The following is a 15,188-nucleotide window of genomic DNA, read 5'->3' on the forward strand; positions in this document are numbered from 1 at the left end:
TCTGGACCCATGAGTGAAGTGACAGTGATCGGCCTGGGGCCGATGGGATCGGCCATGGCCGAGACGTTCCTGGCGGCGGGCCACGAGGTGACCGTGTGGAACCGTACCGCGAGCAAGGCGGACCCGCTGGTGGCCAAGGGCGCCACGCGGGCGGCCACCCCCGCGACGGGCGAGTTGCTGGTCATCAGCCAGACCGCCTACCAGGCGATGTACGAGAGTCTCGGCGAGGCGAGGCTGGACGGGAAGACGCTGGTCAACCTGAGCTCCGGCACCCCCGACGAGCTACGGGAGGCGGCCGGGTGGGTGGCGGAGCGGGGCGGCACGCTGGTCACGGCGGGCATCATGGTGCCGCCGCCCGGGATCGGCCAACCTGGCGCGTACACGTTCTACAGCGGGCCGAAGGAGGCGCTCGACCGGTACGCGGGCACCCTGGAGGCGCTGTCCGAGGTGACGTACGTGGGCGAGGACCCAGGGCTGGCGATGATGTACTACCAGGCCCAGCTGCTGATGTTCTGGTCGTCGCTGACGAGCTTCATGTACGCGGCCGCGCTGGTGGGGACGGCGGGGGTGCGGCCGACGGCGTTCGCGCCCCTCGCCCAGGGGCTCCACGGCGAGCTGGCCGCCGACGGCCCCATGGGCTACATCAGGATCCTGAGCGAGGAGCTGGAGTCGGGCGTCTATCCGGGCGACGAGAACAGCCTGCACATGCAGGCCGTCGGCATGGGCCACGTGGTGGAGACGCTGCGCGCCGCCGGGCTGGAGACCACGGTGCCGGAGGCCCTGCACAGGCTGTTCGCCCGCGCCGACGCCGAGGGACACGGCCACGAGGGCATCACCGCCGTGGTCGAGTCGATCAGGAAGCCGGAGTGAAGGGAACCCGCTCAGCTCCGTGAGCGGGTTCCCCGGTGACTAGTGGTTGGCCAGGAAGGCGAGCAGGTCCTGCCGGGTGAGGAGCCCGGCGGGCTTGCCCTCCTCCAGCACCACCGCGGCGTCGGCCTTCTCCAGCGCCTCGACCGCCCGCGACACCGGCTCGCCACTGCCGATCATGGGCAGCGGCGACGACATGTGGTCGGCGATCGGGTCGTCGGAGGAGAGCTTGCCGCGGTAGAGCGCCTCCAGCAGGTCGCGCTCCACGATGGAGCCGACCACCTCGGCCGCCATGACCGGCGGCTCCTCCTTCATGACCGGGAGCTGGGAGACCGAGTATTCGCGCATGATGGAGATCGCGGTGCCGACCGACTCGTGCGGGTGGGCGTGCACGAACTTGGGCAGCCCCTCGCCCTTGCGGGCCAGCACGTCGCCCACCAGCTCCTCCTCCGAGGAGGTGGTGAGGAAGCCGTAGTCGGCCATCCAGTCGTCGTTGAAGATCTTGGACAGGTAGCCGCGGCCGCCGTCGGGCAGCAGCACCACGATCACGTCGTCCGGCGCGGCCTTGGCCGCCACCTGGAGCGCCGCCACCACGGCCATCCCGCACGAGCCGCCGACGAGCAGCCCTTCCTCGCGGGCGAGCCTGCGGGTCATGTTGAACGAGTCCTTGTCGGACACCGCGATGATCTCGTCGCAGATGCCGGTGTCGTAGGTGTCGGGCCAGATGTCCTCGCCCACGCCCTCCACCAGATAGGGCCTGCCGGAGCCGCCCGAGTAGACCGAACCCTCGGGGTCGGCTCCGATGATCTTGACCCGGCCGCCGGAGATCTCCTTGAGGTAGCGGCCGGTGCCGCTGATCGTGCCGCCGGTGCCGATGCCGGCCACGAAGTGGGTGATCCGGCCCTCGGTCTGCTCCCAGATCTCGGGGCCGGTGGAGTGGTAGTGGGACTCCGGGTTGTCGACGTTGGAGTACTGGTCAGGCTTCCAGGCGTTCGGGATCTCCGCGGCCAGCCGGTCGGACACCGAGTAGTAGGACTCGGGGTGGTCGGGCGCGACCGCGGTCGGGCAGACCACCACCTCGGCCCCGTACGCGCGCAGTACCGCGATCTTGTCGTGGGCCACCTTGTCGGGCACCACGAACAGGCACCGGTAGCCCTTCTGCTGGGCCACGATGGCCAGGCCCACGCCGGTGTTGCCGGACGTCGGCTCGACGATGACGCCTCCGGGCCGGAGTGCGCCGGAGGCCTCGGCGGCCTCGATCATGCGGACCGCGATGCGGTCCTTCACCGAGCCGCCCGGGTTGAAGTACTCGACCTTGGCGAGCACCTGAGCGGGCAGCCCCGACGAGACCTTGTGCAGGCGGACGAGCGGCGTGTTGCCTATGAGCTCGACCAGGGAATCATGTACGCGCACTGAGGTGTTCACCTTCTTTGCCGAAGCTTGGTCAGCCGATTCGTGGCCGGGAACCCGTGAGGGTGGCGGGCACTCAGCTAGTTTCAACCAAACGCTACCGCCGAGCTGGGGTGGAGGGGAAAACGCACGTGGTGTGGGCAGCGGGCGCGGCGCGGGCCGCGCGCAGGATCGCGGCCGCGGCGGCGCTCGGGGGCGGCGGGCTCACGGCTCTCGGCGCGACCGCGTACGCGTTGCTGATCGCCGAGGGCCTGCTGGCCCGCCGCACGATCGGCACCCCGCACGGCCTGTACGGCCCGTCGTCCGACGGCGTCTACGGCGACTATCCGGGCCCGCCGCTCAAGATGGCCATGCTCGGCGACTCCACCTCCGTCGGGCTGGGCATGACCGATCCGGGCAAGACGCCCGGCGTCCTGATCGCCTGCGGGCTCGCGGCCGTCGCCGAGCGGCCGGTGGAGCTGCGGGTCGTCGGCAAGTCCGGGGCTCCCTCCGCCGAGCTGGGCGAGCAGGTGGACGCGGTGCTGCCGATGCGGCCCGACGTCGCCGTGATCTTCGTGGGCGCGAACGACGTCATCACCAAGACGCCGCCGGCCACCGCCGTCCGCCACCTGATCAAGGCGGTGCGGCGGTTGCGCGAGTCGGGCGCCGAGGTGATCGTCGGCACCTGTCCCGACCTGGGCACGGTCCGGCCGATCGCGCAGCCGCTGCGCTGGGTGGCGCGCCGCTGGAGCCGCCAGATCGCCGCCGCGCAGACGGTCGCGGTGGTCGAGGCGGGCGGGCGTACGGTGGCGTTCGCCGGTCTCCTGGGCAAGGAATTCCACGCAAATCCGGGCGAGATGTTCGGACCGGATCGTTTCCATCCATCTGACCGAGGTTATGCACAGGCTGCTTACGCGGTGCTACCTTCTGTATGCGCCGCGCTGGGGTTGTGGCCCGAGCCGCGACCCGAGCCCGGCGAAGGACTGCAACCGATCTACATCGCGGCGGCGACGGCCGCGGAGGAGCCCGGCACCGAGGTTTCGGCAACCCAGGTCGACGGGCGGACGACCGGCACCCACGGCAGGTGGGCGACGTTGTTCCGCCGCCGTCGGCTCGGGGGGCAGCTCAACGACGCCTAGATCCGGTCACTCTCCGAGCCGGAGCCGTCACTCGGTGTCCCTTTGGAGGGATTTGCCCGTGCTCCGGCCTTCCGCTCTCGCCCTCGCCGGCACCCTGGCCCTGGCCGGCTGCTCCGGCAGCGACGCCGCCACCGCCGACTTCCCGACCTGGCACAACCCCGCCGTCAACGCGGTCAGCCGGATGGCCACGGCCGGCGGGGTGGTGACCACCACCTCCATGAAGTCCGACGGCACGCTGGAGACCGTCGCCCTCGGCCTGTCCGACGGCAAGAAGCTCTGGGCCCACCCCGCGACCATGGCGGGCCGCCTCCCCGGCATGGGCGTCTCCGCCCCCGCCATCGTCGAGACGACGGGCGGCCAGGCGATCGTCGCGGCCCTCGACCCGGCGAAGAAGGGCCGCTGGAAGGCGACGCTCATCGTCCGCGACGCCCGCACCGGCGAGCAGAAGTGGACCCGCCCGGTCCACTCCACGTTCGGCCCGCAGCGCTGCGGGCCCTACCTGTGCATGTCCGAGCACACCGCGCTGTCCTCGGCCCGCGTGGTGGTCCTCGACCCGGCCACCGGCAAGCAGCTGTGGAAGCTGCCCGGCATCGCCGAGGTCGAGTGGTCCGACTCCCAGCAGGTCGTGATGCTCCGGCTGGCCGCCAACCCGACGCTCGAGTCGTACGAGCTCAAGACCGGCAAGCTGCGGTGGCAGCAGCCGATCGAGCAGGCGCTCGGGCCGGGCATCGACCTGTCGGGCGGCTGGGCGTTCGGCGCCAGCGGCGACGACCTGATCGGCTACGTCGCCCCCTACACCAACCCGCAGACGAAGAAGACCTCGGCGTTCGGGCTGTTCTCGGTGAAGATCAGCGACGGCACGATCAACTGGATGCGGCCCTCGGTGGTGCGCGTCTACCCCAGCGGCAGCCCCGGCTACGCCCCCGTGGTGCGGCCGGTCGACCAGCGCGGCGCCTACGGCGGGTTCGCCAGGCTCGACGCCGGCAACGGGCGCGTCATCGGCCAGATCACGGCCGCCGACGTGCCGGGCTCGGGCTGGTGGCTGGCGTTCCCCAACCACATGGACAAGCTCGGCTTCCTCAAGCACGGCCACAAGGGCACCGCGTTCGACCTGGTCAGCGGGAAGCCGGTGGCCGTCGAGGACCAGCGCGGGTGGTCCTTCTGCGTGACCGACCCCAAGCCGCTGCCCCTGCGCGGGCAGGCGCCCGGCTTCTACTCCATCGCCGCCGTGTGCGAGTTCGACCTGGCGTCGGGCAAGCGGATCGCCGACGCGTCCGCCCCGCCGTCCTGGTTCACCGGCAGCCAGCAGGGCTGGCGGCTGTGGCGCGACGAGAAGGGCGCCATGCACGCCGTCCACGACGGCACCGCGCCCACTCCGGGGATGTACGGCTGACCTTCCTGGGCGCCTTACGTCCCGATCACGCGATAAGGCAGGGGCCCTGATGTCGGGGAAATGGTATTGGAATATAGTTCTAATACTGTGCCGACAAAGGAGGGGCCATGCCCGAGGCCGTCATCGTAGCCACCGCCCGCTCGCCCATCGGGCGGGCCTTCAAGGGGTCGCTGAAGGATATGCGCCCCGACGACATGACCGTTCAGATGATCCAGGCGGCCCTGGCCAAGGTGCCCCAGCTCGACCCGCACTCCATCGACGACATCATGCTGGGCTGCGGCCTGCCCGGCGGGGAGCAGGGCTACAACATGGGCCGCGTGGTCGCGGTGATGCTGGGCCTGGACGACGTGCCCGGCACCACCGTCACCCGCTACTGCTCGTCGTCGCTCCAGACCACCCGGATGGCCTTCCACGCGATCAAGGCCGGTGAGGGCGACGTGTTCGTCTCCGCCGGGGTGGAGGCGGTCTCCCGGTTCGCCAAGGGCAACTCCGACTCCCTGCCCGACACCATGAACCCGATCTTCGGCGAGGCCGGTGAGCGGACCAAGTCGTACGCCGCCGGCGGCAAGACCTGGCATGACCCGCGCGAGGACGACCAGGTGCCCGACGTCTACATCGCGATGGGCCAGACGGCCGAGAACGTCGCCCAGCTCAAGTCCGTCAGCCGCCAGGAGCAGGACGAGTTCGGCGTGCGGTCGCAGAACCTCGCGGAGAAGGCGCTGGCCGACGGGTTCTGGCAGAAGGACATCACGCCGCTGACGCTGCCCGACGGCACCGTGGTCAGCAAGGACGACGGCCCGCGCGCCGGCACCACCTACGAGAAGGTCTCGACCCTGCAGCCGGTCTTCCGTCCGGACGGCACGATCACGGCGGGCAACTGCTGCGCGCTCAACGACGGCGCGGCCGCGGTGGTCGTGATGAGCGACACGAAGGCCGCGGAGCTCGGCATCACCCCGCTGGCCAGGATCGTCTCGACGGGCGTCTCCGGCCTGTCGCCGGAGATCATGGGCCTGGGCCCGGTGGAGGCCAGCAAGCAGGCCCTCGCCAGGGCCGGCATGGCGATCGAGGACGTCGACCTGGTGGAGATCAACGAGGCGTTCGCCGCCCAGGTCATCCCGTCCTACCGCGAGCTCGGCATCGACGTCGACCGCCTCAACGTGAACGGCGGCGCGATCGCGGTCGGGCACCCGTTCGGCATGACGGGCGCCCGCATCACCTCGACGCTGATCAACAGCCTCCAGCACCACGACAAGACGATCGGCCTGGAGACCATGTGCGTGGGCGGCGGCCAGGGCATGGCGCTGCTCCTTGAGCGCCTGAGCTGACGACCGCGAGTGGGGGCCGGGCTCAGCCGTGGAAGTCGGGCCCGGCCCGCTCCGGCGTGATGCGGAGGACCACCCGCCGTTCGCGCACCATGGCCGCGCGGTAGTCGTCCCAGTCGGGGTGCTCGCCGGAGATGTCACGGTAGTAGGACACCAGGTGGTCCATGGCCTCGGGCAAGGAGATGATCTCCGCGGTGCCCTCGACCTGGATCCACTGGCCGTAGAAGGCGTCGGTGAAGGCGCAGATGGCCACGTGGGGGTCCCTGCGCGCGTTGCGGGTCTTGACCGCCGTCTCCCTGGAGCTGACGACGATGCGGCCCTCGGCGTCGACGCCGACGACGACCGGTGACATCTGCGGCCGTCCGTCGGCGTGCCGGGTCAGCAGGACGGCCCTGTGGTTGCGGGCGAGGAACTCTCGCGCTGTCTGCAGATCCATGAGCAGATCATCGTACGGCGCGGCGTCGTGGAGGAGGTCGCCGTGCCGTCGTGATCCCGTCGTGATGTCCCGAGGGGGCATGCCTGCGCCCGTGCCGCGGCACGGGCGCAGGGTAGGCGGTGGGGGCTCTAGATGAAGCCCATGCGGTTACGGCGGAACCGCTCGTGCTCGTGAACGATCGCGGCGGCGTAGCCGTGGGTCAGCCCGTGCTCGTCGGCGAGCCAGTTGGCCCGCTCGGCGCACCTCAGGAAAGACGGGCCGTTGTCGATGGCTTGGAACCACTCTGGGAGTTCGCGTCCCGTGATGGCAGGGACTCTGGCGATCAGCTTCGTCTGCGTCTCCGGTGAGTGGTTCAAGGACATGGGCACCTCCACGGATTAAGGTCCTTTGCTTGACACTGCAACACCACTTGCGGAAAGGCAAGACCCCAGTTCGCGATCCTTTTGTTACGGCAGGTGGATTTCCGGTCGCACAAAGAGAGGGCCCCGCCGAACGGCGAGGCCCTCTGGTGCTGACGGTGTCAGTCGCTACTGGTGAAGTAGCTGATGAGGCGGAGCATCTCGATGTAGATCCACACCAGGCTCAGCGTGAGGCCGAAGGCGCACTGCCAGGCGAACTTCTCCGGGGCGCCCTGCTTGACGCCCTGCTCGACCGAGTCGAAGTCGAGGAGCAGGAAGAAGCAGCCGAGCAGGATCATCGCGACGCTGAAGACGATGGCCAGCGGGCCGCCGTCACGCAGGCCCAGGCCGCCCTCGACGAAGAAGCCGGCGATCAGGTTGACCAGGATCAGGCCGAGCGCCGCGACCGCCGCCGCGACGACGTACTTGACCAGCTTGGGGGTGACGCGGATGATACGCAGCGTGTAGACGGCGAGTGTGCCGGCGAACGCCATGGCGGTGGCGAGCACCGCCTGGACCACGATGCCGTTGATCTGCGAGTCGAACACACTGCTCACGGCGCCGAGGAAGACGCCCTGGAAGGCGGCGTAGCCCAGGATGAGCGCCGGGTTGGTGCTCATCGTGAACGAGGCGATCAGGCCGAGGACCAGGGCCACGATGGCGGAGCCGATGGCCACGGCCAGGGGGACGTCGAGATACCACGAGGCGGCCGCCGCCACGACGAGCGTGCCCAGCGTCATGAAGCCGCGGACCACCACGTCGTCGATGGTCATCGTGCGGTAGGCGGGCTGCGCCGGGGGGGCGTACGACGGAGAGTCGTACATGTTCTGCAACTGCTGTGGGGTCGGGGTCGCCTGGCTGCCCCAGCCTGCCGACTGTGACCTACTGAATACGGGGTTCTTGCTCTGCATCGCTGCCTCCTGCGCCGAGCCTATGGGACCGGGCGGCACCTAGGTCAACTAGCGCTCAGATCTATGTAGCTTCGAGACTTCAGCAGGGAGGTCAACGTACGTGACGCTCCGGAAGTTCCCGACGAGGTAAAGCCGAAATTCGCTGCATTTCCCGTGGTAGAGAGCCGGTGCCCCCGGCGGGATTCGAACCCGCACCGCAACCCTTTTAAGGGGTTTGCCTCTGCCATTGGGCTACGGGGGCGCCGCAATCATACGAAACGGACCATGCTTCCGGTGGGCACAACTTCGCATCACCCGCCACATCTGTGAAGTCTGCGGTGAAGTGATAGGGCTCCGGACACTCTGTCCAGGAAGAGTATGCCGTCCAGATGGTCCAGTTGGTGCTGAATACACCTGGCTTCGAATGCGTCAGCTTCGATGGTGACGGGCTCTCCGCTTCCTGGCAAACGCCCACGTACGGTGATATGTGTGGCCCGCCGGACATCGGCGGTGAGGTCCGCGACGGAGGCGCAGCCCTCGCGCCCGGAGTCCCAGCGGGCGGCCTCCGCGAGGCGAGGATTGACCACCACGAGCTCTCCCGCCCAGGACCGGGTCCGGGGGTGGCTGCGGGCGTCGAAGGCGATCAGGCGCCAGCTCAGGCCGATCTGCGGCGCCGACAGCCCGGTGGCGGGCTCGCGGCGGAGGGTGGCGAGGAGATCGGCCGCGGCGGACACGACCGCCGGCGCGGTGGGGTCGACCTCCTCGGCCGGCGATGAGAGGACGGGATGAGGGGCGGGCAGCACCGGCCGCGCCGTCCCCGTCACGCCGGAAGTCTGCGCCCCGGGCGCCCCGGAGCCCGTCACAGCAGATCGGGTTCGACGGGGCGGAAGGTGATCTCGGAGTCGAGCCCGGCTCCGACGGCGGCCAGCCGCCGCATCAGGTCGGCCACGTCCACCTTCTCCGGCAGCTCGACGTCGGCGATGAGCACGTACAGGCGGCCGGTGAGCCGGGTGCTCATCCCGGTGATGTTGCCGCCGTCGGCGGCGAGCACGGTGCTGATCCCGGAGATGATGCCCGGCCGGTCGGGACCGTGCACGGTGAGCACGTAGCCGAGGCCGTTCTCCCGGCGGCGGAAGTCGCGGCGGGCCGCGACGGCGGCGGCGGTCACCACCAGGTCCGGCGCCGTGAGGTGCTTGGTCAGCTCGTCGGCGCTCAGCTCGCCGTTGACCAGCAGCATCATGGCGACGTGCCCGCCCAGCAACGTCATCGTGGAGTCCTGGATGTTGGCCCCGCACCCGGCCAGCGCCCCGGTGACCGCGGCGATCACTCCCGGCCGGTCCACGCCCAGCACGGTCACCGCTGACAGCCCCACCCGCGATCCCCCTCCGATCGGCCGGTGGGCGCCGGCACGCCCCGGCGCTCACCGGGGCGCGTCGCCGATCCGGGCTCAGCGGCGCATCGTCGCGACCGCCGCCCTGAAGCCCTCGCGCGGGTGTTCCATCTCACCCAGGGAGATGGTCTCCCGCTTGAAGAACAGGGCCAGGGTCCAGTCGACGACGACGCGGACCTTGCGGTTCAGCGTCGGCACCCGCGACAGATGGTAAGTGCGGTGCATGAACCATGCAGGGAATCCGCGAAGCTTGATGCCATAGACGTTGGCCACGCCCTGATGCAGGCCCAGACCGGCGACCGATCCGACGTACTTGTGGCTGTATTCGGCCAGTTCCTGCCCGCGGAGGTAGCGGACGATGTTGTCGCCGAGCACCTTGGCCTGGCGGACCGCGTGCTGGGCGTTGGGCGCGCAGAACTCGCCCGGGTTCGTCAGGTCGGGCACCGCCGCCAGGTCGCCCGCCGCGAAGGCGCCGGGGGTGTCCTCGACGGCGAGGGTGGCCAGGGTCCTGATCCGGCCGCGCTCGTCGAGCGGCAGGTCGCTGGAGCTGACGACCGGGCTGGGCTTGACGCCGGCCGTCCACACGAGCGTCTCGGCGTCGAACTCGGTGCCGTCCGACAGCACCACGTGGCCGCCCGCGCAGGACTCCAGCCGGGTCTCCAGCCGGACGTCGATGCCGCGCTCGCGCAGCTGCTCCAGCGTCCACTTGCCCATTTCGGGGCCGACCTCGGGCAGCACCCGGTTCGTCGCCTCGACGAGCACCCAGCGGACGTCCGACGGCTTGATGTTGCGGTAGTAGCGGGTGGAGTCCTTGGCCATGTCCTCCAGCTCGGCCAGCGCCTCCACGCCGGCGAAGCCCGCGCCCACGACCACGAAGGTCAGCGCCCTGCGGCGCACCTCGGGGTCGTCGGTCGACTCGGCCACGTCGAGCAGGTGGAGCACCCTGTTGCGGAGCGCGATGGCCTCGCCGACGGTCTTGAATCCGATGCCGATGTCGGTGAGCCCGGGGATCGGCAGCGTACGGGAGATCGAGCCCGCCGCCATGACGACCACGTCGTAGGCGAGGTCGCGCGCGTCGCCCTCGGGCGGCTGGAAGGTGACGGTCCTGGCCGCGTGGTTGACCTTGGTCACCCGTCCGTTGAGTATCCGCACCTTGGGCAGCACCCGCCGGAGCGGGGCCACCATGTGCCGGGGCGAGAGGTTGCCCGCCGCGGCCTCCGGCAGGAACGGCTGGTAGGTCATGTAGGACTGGGGATCGATGATCGTGATGCTGACGGAGCCGTCGCGCAGCTCCCGGCGCAGGCCGCGCTGCAGGCGCAGTGCCGTGTAGAGGCCGACGTACCCACCGCCGACGATCAAGATGTGCTTGTTCATCCTGAAGCCCCATCCCTCGTGGAGTGCTTGTGAAAGCATTCACAAGCCTACGTCCGCCTCTCCCCGGACGCCAATCTCCGCGTGATGGGATGCGTCACACCGACAGCTCGCCCGCCCGTATGAAGACCGCGTCGAGCATCTCGGCGGTGACCCTGCCGGTGAACGTGTTCTGCTGGCTCGGGTGGTAGCAGCCGAGCAGCGTGACGGGCGCGTCCCCGTACGAGACCGCCAGCTCGACGCCGTGGCCGAACGGCGGGCGGCTGCGCGGCAGGGCGTAGCCGGCCTCCTTGAGCGCGGGCCACATGGCCTGCCAGGCGTAGCCGCCGAGCGCGACCACGACCCGGACGTCCGGCGCCACCAGCGCGAGCTCACGGGCCAGCCACGGGAAGCAGGCGGCCTTCTCCTCGGGCAGCGGCTTGTTGGCGGGGGGCGCGCAGCGGACCGAGGCCGCCACCCTGGCGCCGATCAGCTCCTGCCCGTCGCCGGCGTGCGTGCTGGTCGGCTTCGCGGCCAGGCCGGTGCGGTGGAGCGAAGCGAACAGCCAGTCGCCGCTGCGGTCGCCGGTGAAGATCCGGCCGGTCCTGTTGCCGCCGTGCGCGGCGGGGGCCAGCCCGACGATGAGCACGCGCGGACGTTCGTCGCCCCACCCGGGGACGGGGCGCCCCCAGTAGGTCTCGTCCGCGAAGGCCCGCCGCTTGACCTCGGCGACCTCCTCGCGCCAGGCGACCAGGCGCGGGCAGGCCCGGCAGACCGACTGCCTGGCGGTGAGCTCCGCCAGCGTGGCGCTGCTCTCCGCGAGGCGGCGCACGCCGCCGGGGTCTCGGGCGACCGGGGTGTCGGCGGTGGCCGGGTCGTCCGGCCACCCGGTGCCGGGAGGTACGAAGCTCATGACATCGATGGTGCCGGATGTCCGGGACCGCCACGAACCAGGCCGGACAACGAAGAACCGGGCGGCGTCACGTGGACACCGCCCGGTTCAGCTCGACTGATCAGGCAGGCTTCTCAGTCTGCGGGGCCTCCTTGGGCGGGCAGGTCGCGCTGAACTGCGACGTGCCGGAGGAGGTCGCGTTGGGGCTGACGACGACGAGCTCGACAGAGCCCGCGGTCACCGAGGCGCCACGCGTGCCGCCGACGCCCCACGTCACGTCGAGGCTGCCGTTGACCTGGCGCTCGAGCGTGTTGTGGTCACGCTTGCCGTCGACCACCCAGTAGTACTGGACGGTCGCCGGGCCGGTGCTGGTCAGGGTCGCCTTGAAGTCGACCCCGGGGCCCCGGTTGTCGGCGCACATCTCGTTGCGCTGACCGGCCACCGAGACGCTGGAGACGGAGACCGAGGGCTTCGGAGCCTGGCAGGCGGCGTACGACTGCGAAATGCTGTCGCGGTCGTTGGAGCCGAACACCGACAGGCGGACGGTGCCGCCGTTCTTCGCCGCACCCGAGAGCGCGGTGTCGGACAGGGTGACGGTCTTCGCGCCGCCCCGGTGGAAGGTGGTGGAGCCCGAGTCGACGGTGCTGCCGTTCACCGACCACACCCAGCGGACGCGGTCGGAGCCGCTGGCGCTGACCCTGGCGTGCGCGCTCACCTTGCACCCGTCGTGGTTGGTCGCCGTCACCAGGTTGGAGGCGTCGACCTTCACCCGCGGAGCGGGCGCCGGGGTGTAGTCCTTGCAGTGGACCTTGTAGTAGGCACGGTTGGAGACCGCACGGTCCGGGCTGAGGACCTCGAGCACCGCCGAGCCGCTGTGGCTGTGGCGCGGCGAGAAGCCGACGCCGACCTTACGCGAGTCCCGGACCTTGACCTTGCCGTAGTCGACGGTCTTGCCGTTGACCACCCAGCGGTAGCGGACCCAGGACGGGCGCTCCACGCTGATCCGGCCGACGAAGTCGATCTTCGAGCCGGGGTTGCAGTAGCCCACGTACGTGGACGGGCTCGCCCATGCCTTCGCCGACACCCGCTTGTCGAGGTGGGTGCGCGTGACGTCCTTGGCCTGCACGCAGTCGACCGAGAAGTAGCCCTTCTTGGAGACGACCTTGCGCGGGCTCAGGACCTCGAGGCGCTGCCAGCCCTTGACGTCGCCCTTGAAGGTGGCCTTCTCCGAGAGCTTGATCGACTTGGTGCCCTTGGCCGAGACCTTGACGGTCTTGACCTTGCTCTTGGAGCCGTCGCCGTGGAGCCAGCGGTAGGCGACCGTGGTCTTGCCGTTGAGCTTGACCTTGACCGTGGCCGAGAACGTGATGTTCGCCGGGCACGACCCCTGGTAGTCGCGATCGGAGGCCTTCGGCGTCGAGACCGACACCTTCGGCTTGACCCGCGGCTTGGCGGCAGCCTGCGCGGGGGAAGCAGCCAGACCGGCGACCAGACCGGCCAGCACGGCGGTGGACGCGATCGCGGCCACCTTCCGTACTAAGGCAGAGGACTTCATAGGAGAGTGACTCCATTCCGTGAGAGTAAGAACGCACACGGAGACGGTTGCCACGCCGACATTCATCTCTGCCCGGCCATATGGCAAAGCCCCCGTTACTGCAACGATCACTAAAGCACAAGGGCATTGCGCATTCAATACGAACACGCCGGTTATATGTGTAGATTTGGCGACTTAACGGACGAGAGACCAGGCAATTCCGTCAAGGATGTCGTGTTCGCTCACGACGACCTGCTCGAATCCGAACCTCCGGACGATCCGGTCGAGGATGAGCGCCCCCGCCACGATGACGTCCACCCGGCCCGGGTGCATCACCGGCAGCGCCGCCCGCTCGTCGTGGGTCATCGCCAGCAGCCGCCGGGTGACGTCGTGCACCTGCTCGCTGGAGAGACGCGCGTGGTGGATCCGCTCCGGCAGGTAGGCGGGCAGGTCGAGCGCGACGCCCGCCACCGTCGTCACCGAACCGGCCAGCCCCACGAGCGTGCGCGCGTCGCGTACCGGAACCTCGTCCTCGACGCGGGCGAGCGCGGCCTCGACGTCGGCCACCACCGCCTCCAGCGCCGCCGCGGACGGCGGGTCACCGGCGTCGCGCAGGTGGCGCTCGGTCAGCCGCACGCAGCCGATGTCGACCGAGATCGCCGACTCGGCGTGCTCCGAACCCACCACGAACTCCGTCGAGCCGCCCCCGATGTCGACCACCAGGTAAGGCGGCAGCGGCCCCTGCGGCACCTCGGTCTCCGGCGACAGCCGCACCAGCCCCCTGGTGGCGCCGGTGAACGACAGCTCGGCCTCCTCGGACCCCGAGATCACCTCCGGCTCCACGCCGAAGATCTCGCGCACCCCGTCGGTGAACTCCTGACGGTTCGCCGCGTCGCGGGTCGCGCTGGTCGCGACCACGCGGGTGGCGCCCGCGCCGTGCTGGTCGATCAGCTTGCGGTAGGCGCGCATCGCGCCGAACGTGCGCTCCAGCGCCTCCGGCGCCAGCCGCCCGGTCCGGTCGACGCCCTGGCCCAGTCGTACGATCTCCATCCGCCGCTCGACGTCGGCCAGCGCGGCCTCGCCGGCGTCGGCCACGAGCAGGCGCACCGAGTTGGTGCCGCAGTCGATGGCGGCTACACGCATGGTCCGTCACTCCACCACTCGGGGAGGGCCTCCAGCGCCTCCCTGCCGAACGGGTTGCTCCCCGGCGCCGCGAGCTCGTGCGCGACGAGCGCGTGCAGGCACTTGACCCGCAGCGGCATGCCGCCGGCGCTCTGCATTCCGGGCGCCAGGGGCTCCAGCCCTTCCTCCGCGGCAACCTCGTCGCGCCTGGCCAGGTAGGCGTCGTGTGCGGCCTGGTAGGCGGACGCCAGCTCCGGGTCGCCGGCCAGCCTGTCCTGCATCTCGCGCATCAGCCCCGAGCCCTCCAGCGTGCCGATGGCCGAGGCCGCCTTCGGGCAGGTCAGGTAGTAGAGCGTGGGGAACGGGCTGCCGTCGGCCAGCCTGGGCGCGGTCTCCACCACGTCGGGGTTGCCGCACGGGCAGCGGTGCGCCACCCGGCGCAGCGACCGGGGCGGCCGCCCGAGCTGCTTCTCGACGGCCTCGGCGTCCTTACTGTCCAACGCTCTCCTTCTGCTTCTCCGGCTGCTTCTCCGGCTGCCCGGTGGGCTCGGTGGGCTGCCCGGTGGGCTGCTCTGCCGGCTGTCCGGTCGGTTGCCCTGCCGATTGGCCGGGCGACTGCTCGGTCGCGCGCCGGCCCGTGCCGTCGTCGGCCGCCTGGACCGACTCCCACAGCGTCTGGTACCACGGCGGCTGCTGCGCCGGCCGCTGGGCCGCCGCCTGCCCCTTGCCCGGGTCGGGGTCCATCACCACGAAGCACCTCTCGCCCTGGCCGCAGTAGTGGAGGCGCTCCTTGGCCGTGCGCCTGACCCAGTTGGGGTCGCCGACCTGGCGGCTCTCGGCCAGCAGCCGCTGCCGCTCGGCCTCCACCTTGGCCTTCTCCTCGCGGAGCTCGGCGATGTCGCGCCGCTGGGCGATGTAGGTGCGGACGGGGTACGCCAGGCTCATGGCGATCGCGCAGACCACCACCGCGAGGATCGCGGCCCGCCCCGTCAACTGCGGTTTCTTCGCCACCTCCGGCATCCACCTCCCCGTACGAACCGCCCGCGGCGCCATCGGACCGCCGCGG

16 protein-coding genes and 1 tRNA gene are annotated in these 15,188 nt (G+C 70.5%); 4 read left to right on the forward strand and 13 right to left on the reverse strand.

Annotated features, from left to right (window positions below):
• Nucleotides 1-9: 9 nt before the first annotated feature.
• Nucleotides 10-870, forward strand: coding sequence for an NAD(P)-dependent oxidoreductase (locus tag ACIBF7_RS36840; RefSeq protein WP_397199205.1), 861 nt, complete (start codon nucleotides 10-12; stop codon nucleotides 868-870).
• A gap of 39 nt (nucleotides 871-909) precedes the next feature.
• Here the strand turns inward: ACIBF7_RS36840 and ACIBF7_RS36845 are convergent, their stop codons facing one another.
• Nucleotides 910-2,280: a cystathionine beta-synthase gene (locus ACIBF7_RS36845; protein ID WP_271278596.1), complete on the reverse strand. Its 1,371-nt coding sequence runs from the start codon at nucleotides 2,278-2,280 to the stop codon at nucleotides 910-912.
• A 128-nt stretch (nucleotides 2,281-2,408) separates the two neighbouring features.
• Here ACIBF7_RS36845 and ACIBF7_RS36850 point away from each other — a divergent pair, with 128 nt between their 5' ends.
• The 3 genes from ACIBF7_RS36850 (at nucleotide 2,409) to ACIBF7_RS36860 (ending at nucleotide 6,113) form a co-directional block, all read left to right on the forward strand.
• A complete protein-coding gene (locus tag ACIBF7_RS36850; RefSeq protein ID WP_148029145.1) occupies nucleotides 2,409-3,395 on the forward strand; it encodes an SGNH/GDSL hydrolase family protein in 987 nt (328 codons plus the stop codon).
• A 58-nt stretch (nucleotides 3,396-3,453) separates the two neighbouring features.
• Nucleotides 3,454-4,788 (forward strand): PQQ-like beta-propeller repeat protein, encoded by a 1,335-nt coding sequence (locus tag ACIBF7_RS36855; RefSeq protein WP_261808293.1) that lies wholly within the window; start codon nucleotides 3,454-3,456, stop codon nucleotides 4,786-4,788.
• 107 nt (nucleotides 4,789-4,895) lie between these two features.
• The gene (locus ACIBF7_RS36860; RefSeq protein WP_219544070.1) at nucleotides 4,896-6,113 is read left to right on the forward strand and encodes an acetyl-CoA C-acetyltransferase; all 1,218 of its coding nucleotides are present in this window, start codon (nucleotides 4,896-4,898) and stop codon (nucleotides 6,111-6,113) included.
• A gap of 22 nt (nucleotides 6,114-6,135) precedes the next feature.
• Here the strand turns inward: ACIBF7_RS36860 and ACIBF7_RS36865 are convergent, their stop codons facing one another.
• The 12 genes from ACIBF7_RS36865 to ACIBF7_RS36920 all read right to left on the reverse strand — a co-directional run bounded on the left by ACIBF7_RS36865 (nucleotide 6,136) and on the right by ACIBF7_RS36920 (nucleotide 15,133).
• A complete protein-coding gene (locus tag ACIBF7_RS36865; RefSeq protein WP_148029142.1) occupies nucleotides 6,136-6,546 on the reverse strand; it encodes a PPOX class F420-dependent oxidoreductase in 411 nt (136 codons plus the stop codon).
• A 128-nt stretch (nucleotides 6,547-6,674) separates the two neighbouring features.
• Nucleotides 6,675-6,908, reverse strand: a complete 234-nt coding sequence (locus ACIBF7_RS36870) for a DUF4287 domain-containing protein (RefSeq protein ID WP_148029141.1) — start codon at nucleotides 6,906-6,908, stop codon at nucleotides 6,675-6,677.
• 158 nt (nucleotides 6,909-7,066) lie between these two features.
• The gene (locus tag ACIBF7_RS36875) at nucleotides 7,067-7,855 is read right to left on the reverse strand and encodes a Bax inhibitor-1/YccA family protein (protein ID WP_148029140.1); all 789 of its coding nucleotides are present in this window, start codon (nucleotides 7,853-7,855) and stop codon (nucleotides 7,067-7,069) included.
• A gap of 168 nt (nucleotides 7,856-8,023) precedes the next feature.
• A tRNA-Leu gene (locus ACIBF7_RS36880) sits at nucleotides 8,024-8,096 on the reverse strand.
• A gap of 49 nt (nucleotides 8,097-8,145) precedes the next feature.
• Entirely contained in the window at nucleotides 8,146-8,658 is a 513-nt protein-coding gene (locus tag ACIBF7_RS36885; protein WP_148029139.1) for a peptide deformylase, read from the reverse strand.
• Nucleotides 8,659-8,693: 35 nt separating this feature from the next.
• Nucleotides 8,694-9,206 carry a glycine cleavage system protein R gene (locus tag ACIBF7_RS36890; RefSeq protein WP_148029138.1) on the reverse strand — a complete coding sequence of 171 codons (513 nt, stop codon included), beginning with the start codon at nucleotides 9,204-9,206 and terminating at the stop codon, nucleotides 8,694-8,696.
• A 75-nt stretch (nucleotides 9,207-9,281) separates the two neighbouring features.
• Entirely contained in the window at nucleotides 9,282-10,598 is a 1,317-nt protein-coding gene (locus ACIBF7_RS36895) for an NAD(P)/FAD-dependent oxidoreductase (RefSeq protein WP_148029137.1), read from the reverse strand.
• Nucleotides 10,599-10,692: 94 nt separating this feature from the next.
• Complete coding sequence (locus ACIBF7_RS36900) at nucleotides 10,693-11,487, reverse strand: uracil-DNA glycosylase (RefSeq protein ID WP_148029136.1); 795 nt, start codon at nucleotides 11,485-11,487, stop codon at nucleotides 10,693-10,695.
• Nucleotides 11,488-11,587: 100 nt separating this feature from the next.
• The gene (locus ACIBF7_RS36905) at nucleotides 11,588-13,021 is read right to left on the reverse strand and encodes a hypothetical protein (RefSeq protein ID WP_271278595.1); all 1,434 of its coding nucleotides are present in this window, start codon (nucleotides 13,019-13,021) and stop codon (nucleotides 11,588-11,590) included.
• A gap of 174 nt (nucleotides 13,022-13,195) precedes the next feature.
• On the reverse strand, nucleotides 13,196-14,143 hold the full coding sequence (locus ACIBF7_RS36910; protein ID WP_397199206.1) for an exopolyphosphatase: 948 nt from the start codon (nucleotides 14,141-14,143) through the stop codon (nucleotides 13,196-13,198).
• Nucleotides 14,134-14,622, reverse strand: coding sequence for a DUF501 domain-containing protein (locus tag ACIBF7_RS36915; RefSeq protein WP_148029133.1), 489 nt, complete (start codon nucleotides 14,620-14,622; stop codon nucleotides 14,134-14,136). Before ACIBF7_RS36915 ends, ACIBF7_RS36910 begins: the two co-directional genes overlap by 10 nt.
• Nucleotides 14,612-15,133 (reverse strand): septum formation initiator family protein, encoded by a 522-nt coding sequence (locus ACIBF7_RS36920; RefSeq protein ID WP_397199207.1) that lies wholly within the window; start codon nucleotides 15,131-15,133, stop codon nucleotides 14,612-14,614. Before ACIBF7_RS36920 ends, ACIBF7_RS36915 begins: the two co-directional genes overlap by 11 nt.
• Nucleotides 15,134-15,188: the final 55 nt, after the last annotated feature.

Source organism: Nonomuraea sp. NPDC050478 (assembly GCF_044458265.1).
Lineage (GTDB): Bacteria > Actinomycetota > Actinomycetes > Streptosporangiales > Streptosporangiaceae > Nonomuraea > Nonomuraea ferruginea.